Raw genomic sequence first — 21,252 nt, forward strand, 5'->3', positions numbered from 1 at the left:
TCGTCATCCTCGGCCGAGCGCGGTGAAACCGCGTCGATGGCCGGGGATCCAGCGCCAAGCCAGTCGAAGACGCTCTATTGGGCCTGCGGCGCTTCTTACGCTGGATTCCCGAACGACTTCGCCTTGCTCAGCCGTTCGAGAATGACGGGAAAACTACTTCGCCAGCTCTTCCTTCACCTTCGCGGCGAGTTGCGGCAGCGAGAACGGCTTCGGCAGGAACGCGAAATCATCCGAGCCCATGGTCTCGCGGAACGCTTCGTTGGGATAACCCGAGACGAAGATCACCTTGATCGACGGATTGCGCTTTCTGAGTTCCTTGAAGAGCGCAGGACCATCCATCTCCGGCATCACGACGTCTGACACCACGATGTCGATCTGGCCTTCGTTAGCGGCCATCAGCTCCAGCGCTTCCACACCGTCGGCGGCTTCGATCACCTGGTAGCCCTGACGGCGCAGCGCCCGTGTTGCAAAGTGCCGGACGTCCACTTCGTCCTCGACGAGCAGCACACGTCCCGTTCCCGTGAGATCCGTGGCATTGAGATCGCGCTTCGCGGCGGCGATCGTCTGCGGCAGGACCGTTTCCACCTCTTCGCCGTCCTCGACGAAGTAGCGCGGCAGGAACACCTTGAACTTCGTGCCCTTGCCGATCTCGCTCTCGGGAAGAATGAACCCGCCCGACTGCTTGATGATGCCGTAAACGGAGGCGAGCCCAAGACCTGTGCCCTTGCCGACGCCCTTTGTCGTGAAGAATGGCTCGAAGATCTTCTCCATCACCTCGGGCGCCATGCCGGTGCCCGTATCGGCGACTTCGATCTGCACGTACTCGCCAGTCGTGAAGCCCGGAACGTCCGCCATTTTCTGGCTTTCGCGCTCGGTGACGTTGCGCGTCTTGATCGTCAGCTTGCCGCCGTTCGGCATCGCGTCGCGGGCGTTGCGCACGAGGTTCAGGATGACCTGATAAAGCTGGTTGCTGTCGGCCTTGACGTACCAGAGATCGCGCTCGGATTGAATCTTGAGATCGATCTTCTCGCCGACCTGCGTCTTCAGCACCGGCATCATTTCAGACACCACATCGCCCACGTCGACGACGGTGACCTGCTGCGTCTGCTTGCGCGAGAAGCTCAACAACCCGGCGACGAGGCTCGCAGCGCGGTTCGCGGCCGACTGAATGTTCTTGATGTCGCGATAGGCAGCATCGCTCGGACGATGCGTCTGCAGCAGAAGATCGGAGAAGCCGATGATCGCCGTCAGCACGTTGTTGAAGTCGTGCGCGATACCGCCGGCGAGATTGCCGACCGCTTCCATTTTCTGCGCCTGCGCGACGCGGCCTTCGAGCGCCTTCTGCTCCGTTGCGTCCATCACGTAGAGCGCGGCAGCTGCCCCGCCCTGCACGGCCGCCAGCGGCGACATGTAGATGCGGCGCGTGAATTCCCGCTGCGCACCGGCGGTGATTTCGATGGGCTGAATGTTGCCGCGGCCCGTCAGAGCCTCGGCGAGCCCCGCCTCGATGCGAAGACGCTCTTCGGGATCAGCCGTCCGGCAAAGCGCTTCAGCGGCGAGCACATCCTGCGCCGGCGCACCGTCGAGCACCATTCGCATGAAAGCGGTGTTGCAGTTGGCGATGCGGCCTTCCGCGTCGAGCGCGGCGATGCCGAACGGCGCCGACTGGAAGAACTGCGAAGCCCGCACGTCCTGCTGTCCACGCTCCACGAGCCCCGTCGTCTGCCGGTTGATCGCGGTGATCGTGAACCCGTGCGCGCCCTGATCGCCGATCGGCTCGACGAGCAGCGTCAAGGCGACGATGCGCCCGTCCTGCCGCGTCAGATCGAGATCGATGATGCGCTGGTCGGCCTCGGGGATCCCCGACATCACCTTGAGGAGACGGAAGCCTTCCGAGCCTGCGAGTTCGGCAAGGCCCATGTTCCGGCCTCGTAGCGCGCCGGCCTGATAGCCGAGCCACTGCTCGAACGCTGCGTTGACGTGCAAAATGCCGCCATCGCCCGACACCCACATGAAACCTGCAGGCATGATGTCGAAGGCCGCGAGCGATGCCTCGAGCCGCTCGACGTACTGAGCCTCTTCGCTCTTCTCGCTCGTGACGTCGAGGATCTGCCACGACAGCAGCCGCTGGCGCGCCGAAACATCATCGCCGTGCTCCGGCGCCGGGAATGGGCGCACGCTGACGCGAAGCCAAGCCGGACGCCCTTCGAGCCCCGGACGCAGCCGGACATCCTCGCGCAGCGCTTCGCCGCGTTCGGCGGCCCGCGTCAGGCGGAAGAAGGCCTGGGTCCCAGCCGCATCATGCGTCAGCAGGCTTTCGAGCGCCGAGAAGGGTCCGGCCTCGTGCCGGCCAAGAACCCCTTCGACAGCAGCGTTCGCGTAAAGCACCGTGCCGTCCGCGGTGGCGAGAATCTGCGGCTCGTCCTGCGCATCGATTGCCGCTTTCAGCAAGTCGCTCGACGATACGCGAGCGCCAAGCCGGATGTGGCCCGCGGCAATGCCGAACAGCATGAACGTGCCGAACATCGCCAAGAGCGCAATGACGGTCAAAAGCAAAGGCTCGCCCGAACTGCTTGCGAGCAAGCCGAACAGAATGGAGCCGCCAGCCGTGGCGATGATGATTAGGGGGAGGAAACCGCCGAATCCTTCCGCTGAACTCAGCGGATCAACCGGCGCGGCATCGATCCTCAACGCCTCGCTATCCTTCATGGACCGAGAATCTAGCTGATTCTCGAAAATCGAGGCGTCGGACTGGGGCATGGGTGTGGAACTCGAACGCAACTGCAACTGTACCGCAACGATGCGGCGCTTTTCGCTTGCATAAGACTTCGCTTAATAGAGTTAACATGCAGTCAACTCGGAGGTATCGAACCGTTGATCTCCGAAAGAATTTGACACGGCCCCAAGGGACCGGATGCGACACTCAAAGGCGAGGCGAAAATGGAAAATTACATCTTATGGACGCTCATGCTGGCCGTCCTGGCCGTGCTCGTCGCCGCAGCGGCCGTGTTCGCCCGCGCCTACCTCACTGGAACGGCGCCTTCGGCCCTTCTGTTCCGGCCCAAAGGTGATCGCCGCTTAGAAGTTGTAGATCATGCCAATGTTGATGGCCGCCGCAAGCTCATCCTCGTCCGTCGCGACGATGTCGAACATCTGATCATGACTGGCGGCCCGGTCGATGTCGTCATCGAGACCGGAATAAGGGCCGCTGCCGAAAGCCCGGTCGCAGCGACGCCCTCGCCGCCGCTACGCCGCGCACCGGCATTCGTGCGCAGCGCCGATCTCGGCAATTCGCTCGCCACACCACCCGAAATCTAGAAGAAAAGCGTCTAGCGCGAGGGATCGACGTCCCCGAAATCGGCCATCGTCAGCTTGCTGAGATCGAGCTTGCGCGTGGCGCTCGCCACCTGCGCGCTCTGCGCTTTCAGGCCGTGCGCGGCAAAGCCGGGCGCCGGCAATTTCCAATGGTGACCCGCATGGCGCGATGCGTGCGTGCTGATGGGCTTCATGGGTTCGGCCTGCGCCGAAAGGCTCGGCGCAGCAATGCAAACGGCGCCAGCGACGGCGGTGAACACGATAGAATGTAAACGAGCGCTCACGGCTCACCTCGATCAGACGCCTGCAAGAGGAAGCTGAATGTGAGCCGAAATCTTTAACGGGACGTGAAAGGCCGTACCAGAATGGCAAGCCTTTCTACGCAGCAAGCCCGAAGCTTACTCCTCGCGGTAGACCTTCTCGCGGCGCTCGTGGCGCTCCTGCGCTTCCACCGACAGCGTCGCGATCGGCCGGGCGTCGAGACGCTTGAGGCCAATCGGCTCGCCCGTATCTTCGCAGTAGCCGTATGAGCCGTCTTCGATCCGGCCCAGTGCCGCTTCGATCTTGGCGATGAGCTTGCGTTGCCGGTCGCGGGTTCTGAGTTCCGTCGCGCGATCCGTTTCCGAAGTCGCCCGGTCCGCAAGATCCGCATGCTGAGTGGAATCTTCATGCAGGATCGCCAGCGTTTCGCGCGTCTGGCGAAGGATCTCGTCTTTCCAGTCGAGCAGGCGCTTGCGGAAATAAGCCTTGTGCATGTCATTCATGAAAGGCTCATCCTCCGAAGGCTTGTAGCCTGGCGGAAGGACGATATCTGCGATCTTTACGCGTGCAGCCATCTTGCTGTTTGGACCCTCTGACTTCTTCGATGCCGTCGGCTTTGCGGCGGCCAATGTTCTAGCCGGTGCACTAGGCTTTGAAACAGGCGGCTTTTTCACGGCCGGCGCCGCGCTCCCCGCCGCCTTTGTCGGCGCTTTTTGAACGGTCTTCGCCGCCTTGGTTTTCGCCGGCGGCGGCTTTTTGCCCTGAGCAGCCTTCGCCGCGCTCGTTAAAACTTTGTCATTCTTCGCCGAACCAGCGGCTTTCGCGGCGGGCTTCTTGGAAACGGTCTTGGGCTTTGCCGTCTTCGTTCCGGTTGCCTTGCTCATCGTCCGCCTCTCGGAGGCTGCGTTCGCTAGAGCCGATCGTCCTCCGCCGAAAAGTCGAACAGCGACTCAGGGCCTCGTTCGGCCGATCCTTATCTATGGGTGCACCCCTCTGAGTCAAGCTCGCTACGAAGCCATGCTAAATTTGATTCATCGGGCTTTACGCCAATAATTTCAATATGTTATATTGAGACGGTACATTCCTCAGCCCTCGGCCTTTCACAGTTCCTTGGGTGTGGAGTGCGCTTCCGTCACCTTGCTCCACGCTCCGCAGGCCCCCTACACACCCATGATGAGCTTCGAAGGTACCTCCTCTTACGTCGCCACGCCCGACCTCAAGATCGCGGTTAACGCCGCCATCAGGCTCGAGCGTCCCCTGCTCATCAAGGGCGAGCCGGGCACCGGCAAATCGGTGCTCGCAAAGGAAGTCGCCAACGCGCTCGATGCGCCGCTCATCGAGTGGCACATCAAGTCGACGACAAAAGCTCAGCAAGGCCTTTACGAATACGACGCCGTCTCGCGCCTGCGCGATGGCCAGCTCGGCGACGAGCGCGTGAAGAACATCGCCAATTACATCAAGCGCGGGAAGCTCTGGGAAGCCTTCGACGCGCCGCAGCGCAGCGTTCTGCTGATCGACGAGATCGACAAGGCCGACATCGAATTTCCGAACGATCTGCTGCAAGAACTAGATCGGATGGAATTCTTCGTTTACGAGACCGGCGAAACGATCAAGGCCAAGACCCGCCCCGTCGTTCTCATCACGTCGAACAACGAGAAAGAGCTGCCCGACGCGTTTCTGCGGCGCTGTTTTTTCCACTTCATCAAATTCCCCGATGCCGAGACGATGCGCCAGATCGTGGACGTGCATTTTCCCGGTCTGAAGAACCGCCTCGTCAACGATGCGCTGCGCGTCTTCTATGAACTGCGCGATGTCCCCGGGCTGAAGAAAAAGCCCTCCACGTCCGAGCTGCTCGATTGGCTGAAGCTTCTGCTCCATGAAGACATCGACCCCGCGCTCCTGCGCGAAAGCGATCCGCGCAAGCTCGTGCCGCCGCTCGCCGGCGCCTTGATCAAGAACGAGCAGGACACTCACCTTTTGGAACGCCTCGCGTTCATGACGCGCCGCCGCAATGAGTAGCGCGGGCGTCTCACCCGGCGGTCCGGGTGCCGCTATTTCTCGTCAAAACATCGCTGTACTGAATATCGCCATTTAAAGGCGGATTTACTACCTTTTCTATTGCCTTGCTTTCTCTCTCCGCTTGCGGCCCAATGAAATGCGCAAGCACGAAGATGCTTGCTATAAGAGAACAGCGCGTGAAAGGGAGAAGCAAATGAAGACAGCTCTCATAGCCCTGGCCCTCATCGGCGGCCTTGGGCTTGCCGCCTGCGACAACTCCAAGCAAAAAACCGAAGCCGAGAAGGCAGCCGACACGAAGGCCGCAGCGGATAAGGCCGCCGCCGATAAAGCCGCAGCCGACACCAAGGCCGCAGCCGACAAGGCAGCAGCGGAGAACAAAGCTGCAGCCGACAAAGCCGCTGAAGACGCCAAGGCGCACGAACCACCAAAGACAACCCCATAAATGGGCCCCGCTCGCGGGTCGTGAGTCCGCGAGCGGTCATTTCCCCCGGGACCGCTGAGGGTTTTGACTGGCCATCAGCACGCCCGGAGCCACACTCCGAGTTTCGACTTTCAAGGCCCTATGAATTGAGCCGAATGATAGATATGTGCTTTAGCTACGCGCGTATTTGTCGCGAGCCGCCATCACCATTGAGCACCGTCATGGCAATATAGGTTTCCGCGATATGCCAAACGATCGGTGCAGTCTGAGAAGCATCACGCGTACTCCTCGTCGGCGGACGAGACTGCACAGCAGTTGCCACCATCGCTGAGCGCCACCAACCGGCCCTGCGAGAACCGTTGGACGATGCCAAATGTGCGGTATTTTCGGAATAATCGACCTTAAGGCCAGGCGGACCGTCCCGCTTTCCGTTTTGCAGCGTGCGGCAGATGCGATGCTGCATCGCGGGCCCGACGAGGACGGTTATCTGCAGCGGCCCGGTTTCGGCTTTGCCGCCCGCCGCCTCAGCATCGTCGGCCTCGCCGACGGTCAACAGCCCGTCTTCAACGAAGACAAGCAGATCGCCGCGATCTTCAACGGCGAGATTTACGATCACGACGACTGGCGCAGCGATCTGAAGAATCGCGGGCACGTGCTGACGACCCACTGCGACACGGAAATCATTCCGCACATGTGGGAAGAACATGCCGAAGACATGTTCGCAAAGCTCAACGGCCAGTTCGCCATCGCCTTGTTCGATGAGCGCAAGCAGAGGTTCATCCTCGCGCGCGACCGCTTCGGCATCTCGCCCCTGTTTTGGACGCGCACGACGCGTTTTGGAAACGACTGGCTGATCTTCGGCTCGGAGATCAAGACGATCCTGGCGACCGGCATGGTCGAGCCCAAGCCCGACCGGCGTGGCATCGACCAGGTTTTCAACTTCCTCGCCGTCCCCGGCCCCGAGAGCTGCTTCGAGGGCATCAACATCTTGCCCCCTGGCCGTTTCTTGACGATCGCGCGCGGCCGCACCGGCGAAGACGCGGTGATCGACGAGCGCACCTATTGGGAGATGGATTTCCCCGAGTGGGGACAAGAAGCGCGCGGACAGAGCGAGGCCCGGCTTGTCGATGAGTTCGAAGGCATTCTCTACGAAGCGGTGAAGCGGCGGCTGCGTGCCGACGTGCCGGTTGCATCATACCTTTCGGGCGGCGTCGATTCGAGCACCGTCGTTGCGATGGCGAAGGACATCCTGGGCCGCGCGCCCGCAACCTTCACAGTCAAGATCCGCGACCCCAAGCTCGACGAGACCGAGCAAGCCGCAATCATCTCCAGGCACCTCTCCGCCGATCCCTACATCGTGCCGTGCGGATCCGACGACATCGTCGCCAACTACCAGAAGCTGCTCGTCGCCACTGAAGCGCCTGTCACCGACACGTCCTGCACGGCGCTGATGATGCTCGCCGGCAAAGTGCACGAAACGGGCTTCAAAGTTGCGCTGACCGGCGAAGGCTCCGACGAATGGCTTGCCGGCTATCCCTGGTACAAGTTCGATCGCATCATCGAATGGGTGGGCAAGGGCACCGCGGGCTTTGCGCCGCCGCGCTTCCAGAAATCCTTCTACCGCTGGCTCGGCTGCAGCGACGAAGCCATCGCCTATCTCGAAGGCTGCGCCAAGTCGGCCGGCGGCATGCACGCGTTTCAGCGCTTCTATGATCTCCTCGGCGCGTCGCGGTTCCGCTTCTACACGCCGGGCATGCTCGCCAGCCTCCGCGAACACGATCCCTATGCGAGCCTTCAGCCGGACGTTTCACGCGCGAGAAACTGGCATCCCATCAATCGCGCCGTCTTCTGGGCCGGAAAAATTCATCTGCCCGGGCAGCTGCTGAGCCTCAAGGGCGACCGCATCGCCATGAGCCAGTCGGTCGAGATGCGCTATCCGTTCCTCGACAACAACGTCTTCGATTTCCTCGCTGGCATCGATCCGAAGTGGAAGTTTAAGGGCTTGACCGAGAAGTATCTGCTCCGCCGCGTCGCCGCCAAATGGTTGCCCGAGTCGATCGCTTGGCGCCCCAAGGGCATGTTCCGCGCCCCGCTCGACGGCTTCTTCCTGCAACAGCGCCTGCCCTATGTGGACGAACTGTTGAGCGATGCCTCGATTAAGAAGGCGGGATATTTCGATGCTGACGCGGTGCGCGAATGGCGCGGGAAATATCAGGGGCTGTCGCCCTGGGGCTATCAGCGCAGCTCAGCCGAGCTGGGATTGGTCGCGGTGCTGGCGACGCAACTTTGGCACCACACCTATATCGACCCGACGCTCGCCAACCTTCCCGATTGGCGAACGATCGCAGGTGTGCCCACCGCAACCCGCGATCTCGACTTCGCCGGGACGATGCAGGAAAGCTTGGCCTGCTAGTTCATCCCGGCAAGTCGGAGTGTAGAGCTCAGCTGGTCTCGCGCTTCCCGTAGGCCGCCAAAAACATAGCGAGCGCCGACCCCACGTTGCGCTCGATTTCTTCTCGCGCCGGCGCCTCGGTGACAACGCCATAAAGGCGCGGGCGGATGATCGAGGCCTGGATCAATTCCAGGAATTGCGTGGCCGCGAAGTAGGTGTCGGAGATCTGCAGATCACCCTTCTCAACGTGATGCTGGAGATATTCGGAAAATGCGGTCGTCACGCGATGCGCGCCGCGCTCGAAAAATTCCCTTCCGACTTCCGGCATGCGTTCGGCGACACCGATGACGATGCGGTTTGCGGCAACCACGAACGGCTGAGACATGATCGTCAGCAGCTCACAGGCGAACAGCGATACCACGTCTTTGAACGGCTTCTCGGTGTCGAGCAGCGAGAGGATCTCGGCGATGTTGCGATCGCGGCGCTCGGCGCAAATGGCCGTGAAGAGATGCTCCTTGTCTTGGAAATAAACGTAGAGCGTCGCCTTTGACACCCGCGCCTCACGCGCGACGTCGCTCATGCTGGAAGCGTCGAACCCGGTCGTCGAAAAGACGCGGCCCGCACCTTCAAGAATCTGTCGGCGTTTTACCGGGTCGGTACCAGCCGCGGGCCGGCCGCCACGGCGATCTTCCTTTGCGCTCTCGGGGCGCACGTCGGCAACAGCATCCATGTCGGTCATCCTTACACAATCTGAACTGCAAGTTCAGTCAGAAAAATACATGGAACCAAACGGTTCAGTTTCATCTTGATATTTACCCATCCACGTTGTATGTCAAGGGGCGAACTGAACCCGTTGGTTTGATTACCACGGATATCCGGATACGAACGATGCCAGGGACCTTGAGCACTCTTCGCCGCAAGCAGGCCGATAACCAAGAACGCGCTCTCCCGAGCGAGAACCGCCCGCGCGCCGTCCCGAGCGAAGGCGATGCCCGGCAGGTCAGCGCCGATTCCGGAACGCGATCGGAGGCGCCCACAGCGCGTCAGGAGTCTGAGGCGCCCGCTGCCACCGCCCCTCCGAAGTCGGGCTCGCGCCGCAAGACGGTCTTCATGGGCGTCGGTGCCCTCGCCCTCATGGGCATGGCCTACTTCGGCTACCAGTACATCACCGTCGGGCGCTTCCTCGTCTCGACTGACGACGCCTACGTCGGCGCCTACATGTCGATCATCTCGCCGAAGGTCTCCGCCTTCGTCGATGAGGTTCCCATCGTCGACAACCAGTCCGTGAAAGCCGGCGACGTCCTCGTCAAACTCGACGACGGCGATTTCCGCCTCGCGCTGGAGCAGGCACAGTCGAAGCTCGCCACTCAGCTCGCCGCGATCAAGACATTCGACGCCCAGATCAAGGCAGCCGAAGCCTCAGCCGCTCAGGCCCGTGCTCAGCTCGACGCAGCCAGAGCCAACGTCATCAAGACCGAAGCCGACTTCAAACGCACCGAAGCGCTCTCTGCCAAGGATTACGCCACAAAGGCCTCGCTCGACGCGGCCATCGCCGCGCGCGATTCCGCCACCGCCCAGGTCAAATCCAACAGCGCCGCAATCCAGTCGGCCGAGGCCAACGTCGCCCTTCTCCACGCCCAGCGCGATCAGGCCGAGAAGGTTGCGAAGGAGTTGCAGGTCGCCGTCGACCAGGCTGCCCGCGACCTGTCCTTCACCGTCATTCGCGCGCCTTTCGACGGCGTCATCGGCAATCGCGGCGTCCAGGTCGGCGACTACGTAACGCCCGGCAAGCGCCTTGCCGCCGTCGTGCCGCTCGACAAGGTGTTCGTCGACGCGAACTTCAAGGAAACCCAGCTGCCCAACATCGTTCCGGGCCAGACGGCAACCGTCAGCGTCGACGCCTTGAACGGCGAAGAGTTGAAGGGCACCGTCGAAGGCGTATCGCCGGCGTCGGGCTCGCAGTTCTCGCTGCTGCCGCCCGAAAACGCCACGGGCAACTTCACCAAGATCGTGCAGCGCGTTCCTGTCCGCATCGCCATCCCTGCGGGCGAAGCAAACAGCCGCCTGCGCCCCGGCCTCTCCGTCGTCGTGAGCGTCGATACGCGCACGACACCGCACGAGGCTGGCCAACATCAAGCCGCCCTGCACTAAGGTTCAACCCGTAAGGCGGCGCCCGAAGCATGGCCGGTCAGTCCCCCAATGAAGCCCGAAAGCTCGAGTGGATCGGCGTAACGCCGCGCCAGCTCGCGGGCTTCCTTGCGATGGTCTTCGGCATGTTCATGGCGATCCTGGACATCCAGATCGTCTCCGCGTCGCTGCAGGAAATCCAGGCCGGCCTCTCGGCAAGCTCCGACGAAATCCCCTGGGTGCAGACGTCCTACCTCATCGCCGAGGTGGTGATGATCCCGCTCTCGGGCTTCCTCGCGCGCGCGCTTTCAACCCGCACTCTGTTCTTCACGGCCGCCGTCGGCTTCACGGCGGCAAGCGCGCTATGTGCCACCGCGACCAGCATCGACGAGATGATCGCCTTCCGCGCGCTCCAGGGCTTCATCGGCGGCGGCATGATCCCGAGCGTCTTCGCCGTCGCCTTCACGCTCTTTCCGCCGTCGAAGCGCAACATCGTCTCGCCGATCATCGGCCTGGTGGCGACGCTCGCCCCGACGATTGGCCCGACCGTCGGCGGTTACCTGACCGACGCGTTCTCATGGCACTGGCTGTTCCTCATCAACGTCGTGCCCGGCATCTGCGTCGCCGTCGCCGTCTACTTCCTCGTCGATTTCGACAAGCCCGATTATTCGCTGTTCAACCGCTTCGACTACGTCGGTCTGTTCTCGATGGCCCTCTTCCTGGGCTCCCTCGAATACGTGCTGGAGGAAGGCCCGCGCTACGATTGGCTCGACGACCAGACGATCGCAACCTTCGCCGTCCTCACCGTCGTCGGCGCCATCGTCTTCTTCTGGCGGGTGCTGACCGCGCGATACCCCATAGTCGAATTGCGCGCTTTCAAGGACCGGAACTTCGCGTTCGGATCCGCTTTCAGCTTCACGATGGGTATCGGCCTCTACGGGCTGACCTACGTCTATCCCGTCTATCTCGCCCAGGTGCGCGGCTACGATGCCCTGATGATCGGCGAGACCATGTTCGTGACCGGCGTCGCGATGTTCTTGACCGCGCCGTTGAGCGGCCGCCTGTCGAGCGTCCTCGATCCGCGCGTCATGATGCTGATCGGCTTCACCGGCTTCGCGTTGGGGACGTACCTTGCGAGCGGCATCACGTCCGATTGGGATTTCTACGAGCTGCTGCTGCCGCAGATCCTGCGCGGCTCCTCGCTCATGCTGTGCATGGTGCCGATCAACAATCTCTCGCTCGGCACCCTGCCGCCCGAGCAGCTGAAGAACGCCTCAGGCCTCTTCAATCTCACGCGCAACTTGGGCGGCGCCGTTGGCCTCGCGCTGATCAACACGCTTCTGAACAAGCGCCTCGACCTCCATCTCGCGCGCCTGCACGAGCAGGTGGCCTGGGGTCACCAGGCCGCCGAGGAACAGCTCGCAGCCATGCAGCAGACCTTCACCAACGCCATGCAGGCCGACGGTGATCTCGCTGCCCTGAAGCAGCTCGCGAGAATCGTTCGCGTGCAGGCGAACGTCCTGTCCTTTGCCGATCTCTTTCTCGCGCTGACGGTCCTTTTCGGGATCGCAGCCCTCTTCACGCTGCTGATGAGCAAGCCGAAAGAGCTTCCCCCCGAGGCCGCCGCCGGGCACTGAAGACGAACAAGCTTGCTTGTTCGCTTTCAGTGTTCGTGCGGCGGCGTCGTTGTCAGGCTCTTGGGATCCGCCGCGATCGAAATGGCCCAGAAAACGAGGCCGCCGATAGTGAGGCCCACGCCCACCCATCCCGTCGAACTCCAGCCGTAACCGGCCGCAATCGCGAGGCCGCCGAGCCACGGCCCCAGCGCATTGGCAACGTTGAAGGCGCTGTGATTGAGCGCAGCGGCAAGCGTCTGCGCATCGCCGGCGACGTCCATCAGCCGCGTCTGCAGCGCCGTACCGAGCCCGCCGCCGATACCGATCATGAAGACCACCACGGCAACCGCATAACCGTTGCCGACCGAGAACGGGTAAATGGCCAGCCAGAGCAGGATCCAAAGCAACAGCCCGAGCACCGTCGGCATCAGGGCCCGATCAGCGAGTATGCCGGTGACGTAGGTGCCGAGCGTCATGCCTATGCCGAACAGCATGAACACGATCGGCACCACGTACGAGGGAACGTGCGTCACGTCCGTCAGCGTCGTGGCGAGATAGGTGTAGACCGCAAAGAGACCGCCATAGCCGATCGCGCCGATGGCGAGCGTCAGCCACACGAGCGGCCGCTTCAGCGCGCCAAGCTCCCGCACCATGCTCGCTTTCTTGTCGGGCCGATCGTGGGGCACCAGCATCCAGATGAGCGCAACCGTCGTCACGGCGAGGATGCCGACGATCGCAAATCCCGAACGCCAGCCGAGCCACTGCCCGATCCAGGTCGCCACCGGCACGCCCACGACCGTCGCAATGGTCAATCCCATAAGCACGCGGCCCACCGCCTGCGTCCGCGCATTGGAAGGAACGAGAGAAGCGGCAACGAGCATGGCGACGCCGAAATAAGCGCCGTGCGGCAACCCGCTCAGAAAGCGGAACGCGACCATCGAACCGAACGTCGGCGCCAAGGCCGTCATCACGTTGAAGATCGCAAAGACCGTCATGAGCGTCAGCAGCAACGTCCGCCGCGACCACCGCGCCGCGAGCACCGCAATCACCGGCGCGCCGATGACGACGCCCAGTGCATAGGCGCTGATGGCATAGCCGCCCTCAGGCTCCGAAATGCCGAAGGTTGCCGCGTAGTACGGCAACAGGCTCATGGCCGCGAATTCTGTTGTGCCGATCGCGAAGCCGCCCATCGCGAGCGCCAAATGCACGAGCTTGACCTGATTAGGCGTTAGGCGAACCGGCATTCTCCGCGCGAGAACAGTGGCCTCCACGCGTGCATCCATGACGTCCCTCTCCTGTAGAGCTTCGCTGCATCGCGGCAACGCGATCGCAGAAGACAACTAATGGCCCGAGTTGGCGAATTTGTTCCCACGAGGCGACAAAGCCCCAGGCTTTTTTGCAGATGCGAAATGCTATGCGCTCATAGCTCAAGGCGTGCGCCACCTCGCGCGCCCGCAAGACTTCTCGGCCGGCCAATCGCGTACCCGAACCTGACCCTTCCGGCCGCGAATGCATAATGAAGGCTTAATGCGCGCGACGCTCCAGCGCTCAATCTGGCAGGCGGCTCCGGCGAAAATCGCGAAAACCACAATTCGGGGGGTAATTTGAGGATCCATATTGCCGCGCAATATCGACCTTGACCCAAAATTAATGAAAAAGCCTCAGCTTATTCCGTGGTCGGCCCAAAGCATCAGACTGCTGAATTAATTGGCATTTCTGCACATTAATTGAGCGGATCAGAGGCCAGGTTCGAAATGGGGAATATCGGTCCTGACATCGGACCGAACGGAATGAAAGCTTCGAGATATGCTGACTTGGGAGGCGCGCGTTCGCTCAATTGCCGCGATGAAGCGTTTCTACGCTGCCGATAACGATGGCCTCGCCCGGGCCGTCTCCGTGGCGATCATTTTCGGCGTTGTCTCCTACTTCTCCATCGCTTTCACGCAAAACGCCGACGGCATTGCGACGGTCTGGCCAGCCAGCGGTATCGTGCTTGCAGCCATTCTCCTTGCGCGCCGGCCCTGGCGCCGTCATCAAATTCTCGCGCTGACATTTATTGCCAGCATCATCGCGAATTTCTTATGCGACCGGGGAATTGGCCCCAACATCGGCTTCGCGATTTCGAATATCGTCGAAGTCTATGTCGCCTACAGCATCATAAAGCTGCTCGAGCCCGAGCCATTTGAATTCCGCAATCTCCGCTTCCTCAAATCGTTTTCGATTGCCGCCGTCGGAGGCGCAGCCTCGGGGGCCGCCGTCGCCACGTTTGTCGCTGCGATGACGTATGAGCCGCAAGCCCTGCGCGTATTCACGTCCTGGCTCTTCTCCGACACGCTCGGCCTGCTCACTGTGACGCCTGCCATCGTGCGCTTGCGTCAGACACGCCTGGCCCCGTCATCGGGCGCCGCCGATTGGGAGGGCTACGTTCTCTTCTCCGCGCTTTCGGCCACGATGGTGCTGGTCGTCGGCCTCTCCCAGCCCTTCCTCACATTTCTCATCATGCCGATCCTGGTGCTGATCGCCTGCCGCTTGGGCCCGAACGTGACCTCCGCTGCGGTGCTGCTGATGTCGGCCGTCGTTCTCGCCTGCTCGGCCTATGGCTTGGGTGGCAACATTCATCCTACCGAGATCGCGATCTTCAACGACTTCCAGCTGACGCAGCTGATGATCCTGACCGCCTTTCTCACCGTCATGCCATTGGCTGAAACGATCGATTCACAGGCCCGCCTTCAAGAGCGCCTCTCGGCTGAAATCGCGCTGCGCGATCAGCTGAACGAACACTTGCAATCTCAGGAGCAGGCCATTTCTGCCCAGAAGGCGGAAATCGAAAAGGCACACAGCCGTCTCAAAGAGGCGATCGAGATCCTGCCCGAAGGCATCGTGATCCTCGACGCCGACAATCGCTACGTTGCCTGGAACAAGAAGTACGCCCAGATCTACCACCGCGCCATCGACACCATCGTCGTCGGCGGCAGCCTCGAAGAGGCCGTGCGCATCGGCCTTAAACGCCAGATGTATCCGGAAGCCTTCGGCCGCGAAGAAGCCTGGCTCGCCGAACGCATCAAAAATCTCCGCACACCCGCCGCGCCGCACGAGCAGCTTCTCGACGACGGCCGCTGCTATTTGATCGAGGAATGCCGCACGAGCGAAGGCGGCCTCATCAGCTTGCGCATCGACATCACCGAGATGAAGCAGCGCGAAGCCTCCATCCGGCTCCTGTTCGAGAACAACCCGCTGCCGATGTTCGTCGTCAGCCGCGATCACATGGGCATCCTCGCCGTCAACAGCGCCGCCGTCTCGCACTATGGCTATACCCGCCGCGACTTCTCGCGACTGTCACTGCGCGAAATCCAGAATGGTGAACTGCAGCTGCCATTCGAGAGCAACGGCCAGCAGGCCGGTCAGCCCGATGAGCCGCAACTCTTCAAGCACTATCGCCGCGACGGCCGCTCGATGGAGGTCGAAGTCTACGTCAGGCCGCTCGTCCACGAAGGCCGCGAGGCGCTTCTGATCGCAGCCATCGACGTCACTGAACGGCGCAAAGCCGATCGCAAGGCCGCCTACATGGCGCGCCACGACGCGCTGACATCGCTTCCCAACCGCCACCTGCTCGCCGAGCGCATGCAGCTTGCGATGGCGCGCGCCAAGCGCGGCGACCGCATGGCGCTCCTCCTCGTCGATCTCGATAACTTCAAGGTCGTGAACGACACGCTCGGCCACGCCGCCGGCGACGAGCTGCTGCAGGTCATGGCCGACCGCCTGAAGAAGACGCTGCGCGAAACCGATACCGTCGCACGCCTCGGCGGCGACGAATTCGCGGTCCTCATCGTCGATCTCGACCACCCGTCGAGCGCAACGCGCCTTGCGCAACGTCTCATCGGCATCCTGAGCGAGCCCGTCCGCATCGGCAGCAAGGATGTCGTCTGCGGCGGCAGCGTCGGCATCGCCATGGCGCCTGACCACAGCTGCGATCCGATCGAACTCTTCCGCCTCGCCGACCTCGCGCTCTACGCGGCGAAGGAAGATCAGCGCGGCACCTACCGCCTCTTCGAACGCGAGCTCGACGCCAAGGTCAAGGCGCGCAACCTGCTTGAAACCGAGGTGCGCGACGCCATCAACAACAACGAGTTCGAGCTTTACTATCAGCCGATCGTTTGCGTGAAGACGATGGCAGCCGTCGGGGCCGAAGCCTTGCTACGCTGGCGGCATCCCCGTCTCGGCCTCGCCTCCCCGGCGGACTTCATCCCGATTGCCGAAGAGATCGGCATGATCGCCGAATTGGGCGCGAAAGTTCTGCGCCAGGCCTGCAAGGAAGCAATGAACTGGCCCGAGCACACGAGCATCTCGGTCAACGTCAGCGCCATCGAGCTCGAGGCCGAAAGCTTCGTCGATACGGTCAAAATGGCGCTCGCCGAATCCGGCTTGCCGAGCCACCGCCTCATCATCGAGGTCACAGAATCGACGATCATGAAGGACGTCCAGCTCGCAACCCACATCCTGCGCCAGGTCTGCGACCTGGGCGTCGAGATCGCGATGGACGACTTCGGAACCGGCTACTCCTCGCTCAGTTCTTTGACGAAGGTCCCGTTCCAAAAGATCAAGATCGACCGCTCTTTCGTCCGCGACCTCGCAGTCTCGATGGAAGCGCGCGCCATCCTGTCGACCATTGTTGAGCTGGCGCGCACGCTCGGCATGCGCACGACGGCAGAGGGAGTCGAGACCGTCGAGCAGTTCGAGATCGTCAAGGATTACGGTTGCACCCTGACGCAGGGTTACCTGTTCCACCGGCCACAGCCGGCAGAAACGGTCCGCGAAATTTTCCGCGCTTCGCAGGCGGCGGAGCAGAATGCAGCCTGAAGGCCCGTCAGTTGGTTCAGTCCGTTAGTTCAGGTTTGCCTGAACGCTGGACGCCGTTTTCGCCGCCATGACGGGCACACGCCGCGTGCTGCAATTGGCCTGCGCAATATAGACCTTCACGCCGTCCGCCCGCACGCCCGCGACCGTATTGCCGGCGAGCACGGCCGAAACGACATGCTCGCAGACGTCACGCGGCATCCACTGCGTCTCGATCTCGCCGTTCTGGAGCGTTGCCACCAGCAGTGATGTGCTGTCGAGGGCGACGGGATTGTCTTCGCTGTATGCTTGGCTGGGCTTTGCCGGCAAGCTCGTGGAACTGCTACTGGCGCATGCGATAAGGACAACAGATCCAAGGATCTTTAGGGCCGTCGAACTGAACATGACACAAGCTCCAAACTAGCTGGCCCTAAAGCAGCATAGCCGGCCCGGCTCCACCACCGTGGCGGAGCTGATTCCCACATAAATGCAAGTGTCCACAGCAGGCCTGTGCAAAACTCGTGGGTCCGGGAATTCGCTTGTGCGGCTGTCATTCGCGCAAAAGCAAGCGCGCAAAAAAAGCCCGGCCTCTTGCGAGACCGGGCCTTCTGATGAGGTCAGAATACCGCTTAGTAGCAGTAGCGGCGGCCGTGGCGCCAATAGCAGTCGTCGTAAGCGCTTGCAGCAGCGGCACCCGCGATCGCGGCGCCAACGCCGAGCGCGATCCAGCGGCCGTTACGCCAGTAGCCGCGGCCATGGTGACGGCCGTGATGGCGCCCGTAACCGCCATGAGCATAATGATGGCCATGTCCACCGCGCGCATGGCGGCCAGGACCGGCGTCGGCAGTGGTTGCGAACGTTGCGAGCGGCAAAGCAGATGCCAGCGCCGCGGCAAGACCGATGAATTTTCTCATTACTGTACTCCGTTTCTGGCGGGATACTCCCGCCGCGCTGATACCGACCCAACACCTCAGGTGCGGATTTGGTTTCAACGTTTCTTAAAACACCGACGTGTTTAAAGTTGGTGAGCGAATTGAATGATCGTAAGAGGCTATAAGCCGCCAATTGCGGGTGATAATACCGCCGCTTATTCATCTGGCATTCATGTTGGAAATACGCAGCAGACAGTTCGTCATTTCGCGGAGTTATTGCGCAGCCCTGTGATTGGACGCGAAGTTTCGCGCCCCAAGTCCCTGGCAACCGGAACGGCCGCATGTCGCAAAACAAATTGAACACTCAGTACGGTTGGTAGGGCCGGTAGCGCTTGCCCCTGTACGGCCGGTAACGCTGCCCGGGGCACACCGGGTTGACCGTACCGCTGGAGCAGCCGTATCGCCGAAGCAGCTCAGCGTCGCGTTCGCTCACGGGCCCGCCGGCCCGCGCGTTCGCCCGCGCCGCCTCCAGCTCTGCGGCTTCGGCCAAGGCATGTGCTGTTGCCGGAATAAGGGTTGCAAACGGCACCAAAGCGGCAGCTACTGCGAGCAATCGCGACATGGCTTTGCCTCCATAAATCCAACGTTAGGTCGGAGCAGATGCAAACAATTCAAGCCCATCCGCATGCAAACAAAATCGGTATTTAGGATGCGAGCCTCCGCATTGCAGGAGATGGGAACATGCTCGGACCAATCCTCGCCGTCGTTTTGCTGATTTACGTTTTTGTCTGCATAAGAATTATTCGCCAATACGAACGCGCGGTCATTTTCGCCCTCGGCAAATTCACGGGCGTGCGCGGACCGGGACTAATCTTCCTACTCACGCCGTTTCAAACGATGGTGCGCGTTTCGCTGCGCACGGTCACGATGCAAATTGCATCTCAGAAAATCATTACCAAGGACAACGTCTCGATCGATATCGCGGCCGTCGCCTATTACCATATTCGCGATCCGGAAAAATCGGTGATGGCGATCGAGAATGTCTACGACGCCGTCAATCAGATCAGCCAGACGACCGTGCGCAACGTCGTCGGCCGTTTCTCGCTCGACCAGCTGCTCGCGCAAACGTCTGACATCAACGAGCAGATCAAGAACGTCATCGACACCCACACCGAGCCCTGGGGCACGCAAGTCACCGCGGTTGAGATCAAGGACATCGTGCTGCCTGAGAACATGCAGCGCGCAATGGCGAAGGAAGCGGAGGCCGAACGCGAGCGCCGCGCCAAAATCGTCGCCGCAGAAGGCGAACTTCAGGCGTCCGTCAAACTCGGCGAGGCGGCAGACATCATCGCTCAGCACCCCGTCGCGCTGCAGCTTAGAACGCTCCAGACGATGGCTGAAATTTCCACCGAGCGAAATTCGACGATCATCTTCCCCGCGCAGTTCCTGACGACCGTACAGGAGGCGCTGACGATGTATAAACCGGCGACGCGGACGGACGAGCTGCCCCTCCGCCCCAACGGCGACGACGCCAAACAGAAGCCGATGTGATGGGAGCGTGCGGATCGCTACGCCCGGGCGCTTTCGTTCGCAAGCCCAGGCAGCGCGCCAGAACAAAGTCCGCAAAGCGTTTGTTCAAGCGGGTTCACTTAGGTTGAATGCTGCCGGCCGCATCGCATTGCGATGCACTCGATCATGCGCGCGGCAGCCAGGCAATGTCCCGACAAGTGCTTGGCCACGGCGCATCACATTCCCTTCAAGTACTCATGCACATACTTCACTGCCATAGCCCCTTCGCCCACCGCCGAGGCTACCCGCTTGATCGAGTCTGATCGGACATCTCCAGCTGCGAACACTCCGGCCCGGCTAGTCTCGAGCAGGTAGGGCTCTCGCTTGGCGGCCCAATGGGAAGAGCGTGCCACGGCCTCTCCTGTCCTTACGAATTGCTTGGCGTCCTTCTCGATTTCCGCCGGAAGCCAGTTGGTGCGCGGTTCGGCCCCGATGAAGCTGAAAACCGCTGCAGTCGATATCGTTTCCGCCGCCCCCGTCTCGTTGTTCACGATCTCGATTTCACTCAGGTGATCGCCGCCCCGCATCGCGCGGACCGTGGTGTTTAAGAGCACCGCGATGTTGGGCGTCTGCTCGATGCGCCGAGCGAGGTAGGCAGACATGCCGGCATAGAGGTTGTTCCCGCGAATGATGAGATAGACCTTGCGGGCGATGGTGGAGAGGAAGACCGCAGCCTGCCCGGCAGAGTTGCCGCCGCCAATCACCACGGCCTCCGCGTTGCGGCACAACGGTGCCTCGTTAAGCGTGGCCGCGTGGTAGACACCGCAGCCCTCGTAGCGTTCGCAGCCTTCGGCGGGAAGCCTGCGATAGTCCGCTCCAGTGGCAATTAGAATGCATTTGGCGGTGAGGGTTTCACCACCGTCGACGTGCAGCGTCGGGTACGCGCCGTCGAATGTCAGGCGAGTGACCGGTGTCGGGAGTGCGATGCGTGCGCCAAATTTGGTGGCTTGAACCGCTGCGCGTTCGGCGAGTTCGCTACCGGAAATTCCCGTGGGGAACCCGAGGTAGTTCTCAATGCGCATGCTGCGGCCGGCTTGGCCTCCCGACCCCGCGCTTTCCAGCACCACCATGTTCAGGCCTTCCGAGGCCGCATAGACGGCCGCAGCGAGGCCAGCCGGTCCGGCGCCCACCACGATCAGATCGTATGTCGTCTGGGTGAGCGGGCGGCGTATGCCGAGTGCCTCGGCGAGCTCCCTATCCGAAGGGTTGCGCAAGCTCAGCTTGCGCCCCCACGTCACAACGGGCGTGTCGGTTTCGCTCACTCCAAACTGCTTAAGGAGCTGCGTGACGCCCGGGTTGGTCTCAAGATCCAGCCACGTGAAGGGGAGCCGGTTCTTGGCCAGGAACTCGCGCACGCGGAAGGTATCGCTCGAATAGCATGATCCGATCACGCGGATACCTGTGAAATCGTCAGACTCGCGCAGGAGTTGCCGCCGGGCGATGAAGGCTTGAAGGATGGTGTCGCCAAGCTCGGGGACGAGATTGATGATCTGGCGCACGCCATCGGCATTGATTTCATAGACCTCGGTGTCGCCGCGCGCGACGGCGCTGACGAGCGCGGGGCCGCCGGTCAAGTGCGCAATCTCGCCTGTAAAATTGCCCGGCTCGTAAACCGTAAGCGTCTTGGGCACGTCGCACGATTCATCAAGGATCTCGACCCTGCCCGATTTGACCACGAAGAATCCGAAGTCGCGGTCGCCCGCCTGGAAGAGGTGTTCTCCATCCCGGTAGCGCTTCAGCGTCGCGCTGCTGCAACCCCCGAGGGCCGCCATCTGGGCCTCCGTGAGCTTCGGATACGCGACGGCGTTGAGATTCTGCGCGTCCATG

Annotated in this window: 17 protein-coding genes; 8 read left to right on the forward strand and 9 right to left on the reverse strand. The window is 61.8% G+C overall.

The genetic code is table 11. The features are described 5' to 3' along the window. Window positions 1-153: 153 nt before the first annotated feature. The gene (locus tag VFG26_RS10685; RefSeq protein WP_325025089.1) at window positions 154-2,709 is read right to left on the reverse strand and encodes a response regulator; all 2,556 of its coding nucleotides are present in this window, start codon (window positions 2,707-2,709) and stop codon (window positions 154-156) included. Between the two features lie 231 nt (window positions 2,710-2,940). Between VFG26_RS10685 and VFG26_RS10690 the strand changes: the two genes are divergently transcribed. Beyond that, window positions 2,941-3,318: a hypothetical protein gene (locus tag VFG26_RS10690; RefSeq protein WP_325025090.1), complete on the forward strand. Its 378-nt coding sequence runs from the start codon at window positions 2,941-2,943 to the stop codon at window positions 3,316-3,318. 11 nt (window positions 3,319-3,329) lie between these two features. Here the strand turns inward: VFG26_RS10690 and VFG26_RS10695 are convergent, their stop codons facing one another. Together VFG26_RS10695 and dksA are read right to left on the reverse strand one after the other, a co-directional pair. After that, on the reverse strand, window positions 3,330-3,599 hold the full coding sequence (locus tag VFG26_RS10695) for a hypothetical protein (protein ID WP_325025091.1): 270 nt from the start codon (window positions 3,597-3,599) through the stop codon (window positions 3,330-3,332). 114 nt (window positions 3,600-3,713) lie between these two features. Beyond that, the gene (gene dksA / locus VFG26_RS10700) at window positions 3,714-4,460 is read right to left on the reverse strand and encodes an RNA polymerase-binding protein DksA (RefSeq protein ID WP_325025092.1); all 747 of its coding nucleotides are present in this window, start codon (window positions 4,458-4,460) and stop codon (window positions 3,714-3,716) included. Window positions 4,461-4,749: 289 nt separating this feature from the next. Between dksA and VFG26_RS10705 the strand changes: the two genes are divergently transcribed. From VFG26_RS10705 to asnB, 3 genes are all read left to right on the forward strand, one after another. After that, window positions 4,750-5,595 carry a MoxR family ATPase gene (locus VFG26_RS10705; protein ID WP_325026074.1) on the forward strand — a complete coding sequence of 282 codons (846 nt, stop codon included), beginning with the start codon at window positions 4,750-4,752 and terminating at the stop codon, window positions 5,593-5,595. 193 nt (window positions 5,596-5,788) lie between these two features. Continuing rightward, entirely contained in the window at window positions 5,789-6,037 is a 249-nt protein-coding gene (locus tag VFG26_RS10710; protein WP_325025093.1) for a hypothetical protein, read from the forward strand. A gap of 352 nt (window positions 6,038-6,389) precedes the next feature. Beyond that, window positions 6,390-8,429: an asparagine synthase (glutamine-hydrolyzing) gene (asnB, locus tag VFG26_RS10715; protein WP_325025095.1), complete on the forward strand. Its 2,040-nt coding sequence runs from the start codon at window positions 6,390-6,392 to the stop codon at window positions 8,427-8,429. Between the two features lie 28 nt (window positions 8,430-8,457). On the opposite strand, the gene VFG26_RS10720 is transcribed toward asnB, so the two are convergent. Further along, complete coding sequence (locus tag VFG26_RS10720) at window positions 8,458-9,147, reverse strand: TetR/AcrR family transcriptional regulator (protein WP_325025097.1); 690 nt, start codon at window positions 9,145-9,147, stop codon at window positions 8,458-8,460. Window positions 9,148-9,296: 149 nt separating this feature from the next. Here VFG26_RS10720 and VFG26_RS10725 point away from each other — a divergent pair, with 149 nt between their 5' ends. Both VFG26_RS10725 and VFG26_RS10730 read left to right on the forward strand, forming a co-directional pair. Continuing rightward, window positions 9,297-10,559: an HlyD family secretion protein gene (locus tag VFG26_RS10725; protein ID WP_325025098.1), complete on the forward strand. Its 1,263-nt coding sequence runs from the start codon at window positions 9,297-9,299 to the stop codon at window positions 10,557-10,559. 29 nt (window positions 10,560-10,588) lie between these two features. Further along, on the forward strand, window positions 10,589-12,172 hold the full coding sequence (locus VFG26_RS10730) for a DHA2 family efflux MFS transporter permease subunit (protein WP_325025100.1): 1,584 nt from the start codon (window positions 10,589-10,591) through the stop codon (window positions 12,170-12,172). Window positions 12,173-12,198: 26 nt separating this feature from the next. Here the strand turns inward: VFG26_RS10730 and VFG26_RS10735 are convergent, their stop codons facing one another. Beyond that, on the reverse strand, window positions 12,199-13,434 hold the full coding sequence (locus tag VFG26_RS10735) for an MFS transporter (RefSeq protein WP_414653279.1): 1,236 nt from the start codon (window positions 13,432-13,434) through the stop codon (window positions 12,199-12,201). A gap of 523 nt (window positions 13,435-13,957) precedes the next feature. Here VFG26_RS10735 and VFG26_RS10740 point away from each other — a divergent pair. After that, a complete protein-coding gene (locus VFG26_RS10740; RefSeq protein ID WP_325025102.1) occupies window positions 13,958-17,008 on the forward strand; it encodes a bifunctional diguanylate cyclase/phosphodiesterase in 3,051 nt (1,016 codons plus the stop codon). 24 nt (window positions 17,009-17,032) lie between these two features. Here VFG26_RS10740 and VFG26_RS10745 read toward each other — a convergent pair whose 3' ends face one another. The 3 genes from VFG26_RS10745 to VFG26_RS10755 all read right to left on the reverse strand — a co-directional run bounded on the left by VFG26_RS10745 (window position 17,033) and on the right by VFG26_RS10755 (window position 18,478). Next, a complete protein-coding gene (locus tag VFG26_RS10745) occupies window positions 17,033-17,389 on the reverse strand; it encodes a hypothetical protein (protein WP_325025104.1) in 357 nt (118 codons plus the stop codon). A gap of 224 nt (window positions 17,390-17,613) precedes the next feature. Continuing rightward, window positions 17,614-17,898: a hypothetical protein gene (locus VFG26_RS10750; RefSeq protein WP_325025106.1), complete on the reverse strand. Its 285-nt coding sequence runs from the start codon at window positions 17,896-17,898 to the stop codon at window positions 17,614-17,616. A gap of 322 nt (window positions 17,899-18,220) precedes the next feature. Next, window positions 18,221-18,478 carry a hypothetical protein gene (locus tag VFG26_RS10755; RefSeq protein ID WP_325025107.1) on the reverse strand — a complete coding sequence of 86 codons (258 nt, stop codon included), beginning with the start codon at window positions 18,476-18,478 and terminating at the stop codon, window positions 18,221-18,223. 119 nt (window positions 18,479-18,597) lie between these two features. On the opposite strand from VFG26_RS10755, the gene VFG26_RS10760 reads away from it, so the two are divergent. Beyond that, window positions 18,598-19,407 (forward strand): SPFH domain-containing protein, encoded by an 810-nt coding sequence (locus VFG26_RS10760; protein WP_325025108.1) that lies wholly within the window; start codon window positions 18,598-18,600, stop codon window positions 19,405-19,407. A gap of 194 nt (window positions 19,408-19,601) precedes the next feature. Here the strand turns inward: VFG26_RS10760 and VFG26_RS10765 are convergent, their stop codons facing one another. Beyond that, window positions 19,602-21,251 (reverse strand): FAD-dependent oxidoreductase, encoded by a 1,650-nt coding sequence (locus VFG26_RS10765; RefSeq protein WP_325025109.1) that lies wholly within the window; start codon window positions 21,249-21,251, stop codon window positions 19,602-19,604. Window position 21,252: the final 1 nt, after the last annotated feature.

The organism is Hyphomicrobium sp., assembly GCF_035687085.1.
Taxonomy (GTDB): domain Bacteria; phylum Pseudomonadota; class Alphaproteobacteria; order Rhizobiales; family Hyphomicrobiaceae; genus Hyphomicrobium_B.

Coding starts and splice junctions, on each gene's coding strand:
- VFG26_RS10685 (WP_325025089.1), bottom strand. CDS start 2,709: ATGAAGGATAGCGAGGCGTTGAGGATCGATGCCGCGCCGGTTGATCCG.
- VFG26_RS10690 (WP_325025090.1), top strand. CDS start 2,941: ATGGAAAATTACATCTTATGGACGCTCATGCTGGCCGTCCTGGCCGTG.
- dksA (WP_325025092.1), bottom strand. CDS start 4,460: ATGAGCAAGGCAACCGGAACGAAGACGGCAAAGCCCAAGACCGTTTCC.
- VFG26_RS10705 (WP_325026074.1), top strand. CDS start 4,750: ATGAGCTTCGAAGGTACCTCCTCTTACGTCGCCACGCCCGACCTCAAG.
- VFG26_RS10710 (WP_325025093.1), top strand. CDS start 5,789: ATGAAGACAGCTCTCATAGCCCTGGCCCTCATCGGCGGCCTTGGGCTT.
- asnB (WP_325025095.1), top strand. CDS start 6,390: ATGTGCGGTATTTTCGGAATAATCGACCTTAAGGCCAGGCGGACCGTC.
- VFG26_RS10720 (WP_325025097.1), bottom strand. CDS start 9,147: ATGACCGACATGGATGCTGTTGCCGACGTGCGCCCCGAGAGCGCAAAG.
- VFG26_RS10725 (WP_325025098.1), top strand. CDS start 9,297: ATGCCAGGGACCTTGAGCACTCTTCGCCGCAAGCAGGCCGATAACCAA.
- VFG26_RS10730 (WP_325025100.1), top strand. CDS start 10,589: ATGGCCGGTCAGTCCCCCAATGAAGCCCGAAAGCTCGAGTGGATCGGC.
- VFG26_RS10735 (WP_414653279.1), bottom strand. CDS start 13,434: ATGGATGCACGCGTGGAGGCCACTGTTCTCGCGCGGAGAATGCCGGTT.
- VFG26_RS10740 (WP_325025102.1), top strand. CDS start 13,958: ATGCTGACTTGGGAGGCGCGCGTTCGCTCAATTGCCGCGATGAAGCGT.
- VFG26_RS10745 (WP_325025104.1), bottom strand. CDS start 17,389: ATGTTCAGTTCGACGGCCCTAAAGATCCTTGGATCTGTTGTCCTTATC.
- VFG26_RS10750 (WP_325025106.1), bottom strand. CDS start 17,898: ATGAGAAAATTCATCGGTCTTGCCGCGGCGCTGGCATCTGCTTTGCCG.
- VFG26_RS10755 (WP_325025107.1), bottom strand. CDS start 18,478: ATGTCGCGATTGCTCGCAGTAGCTGCCGCTTTGGTGCCGTTTGCAACC.
- VFG26_RS10760 (WP_325025108.1), top strand. CDS start 18,598: ATGCTCGGACCAATCCTCGCCGTCGTTTTGCTGATTTACGTTTTTGTC.
- VFG26_RS10765 (WP_325025109.1), bottom strand. CDS start 21,251: ATGGACGCGCAGAATCTCAACGCCGTCGCGTATCCGAAGCTCACGGAG.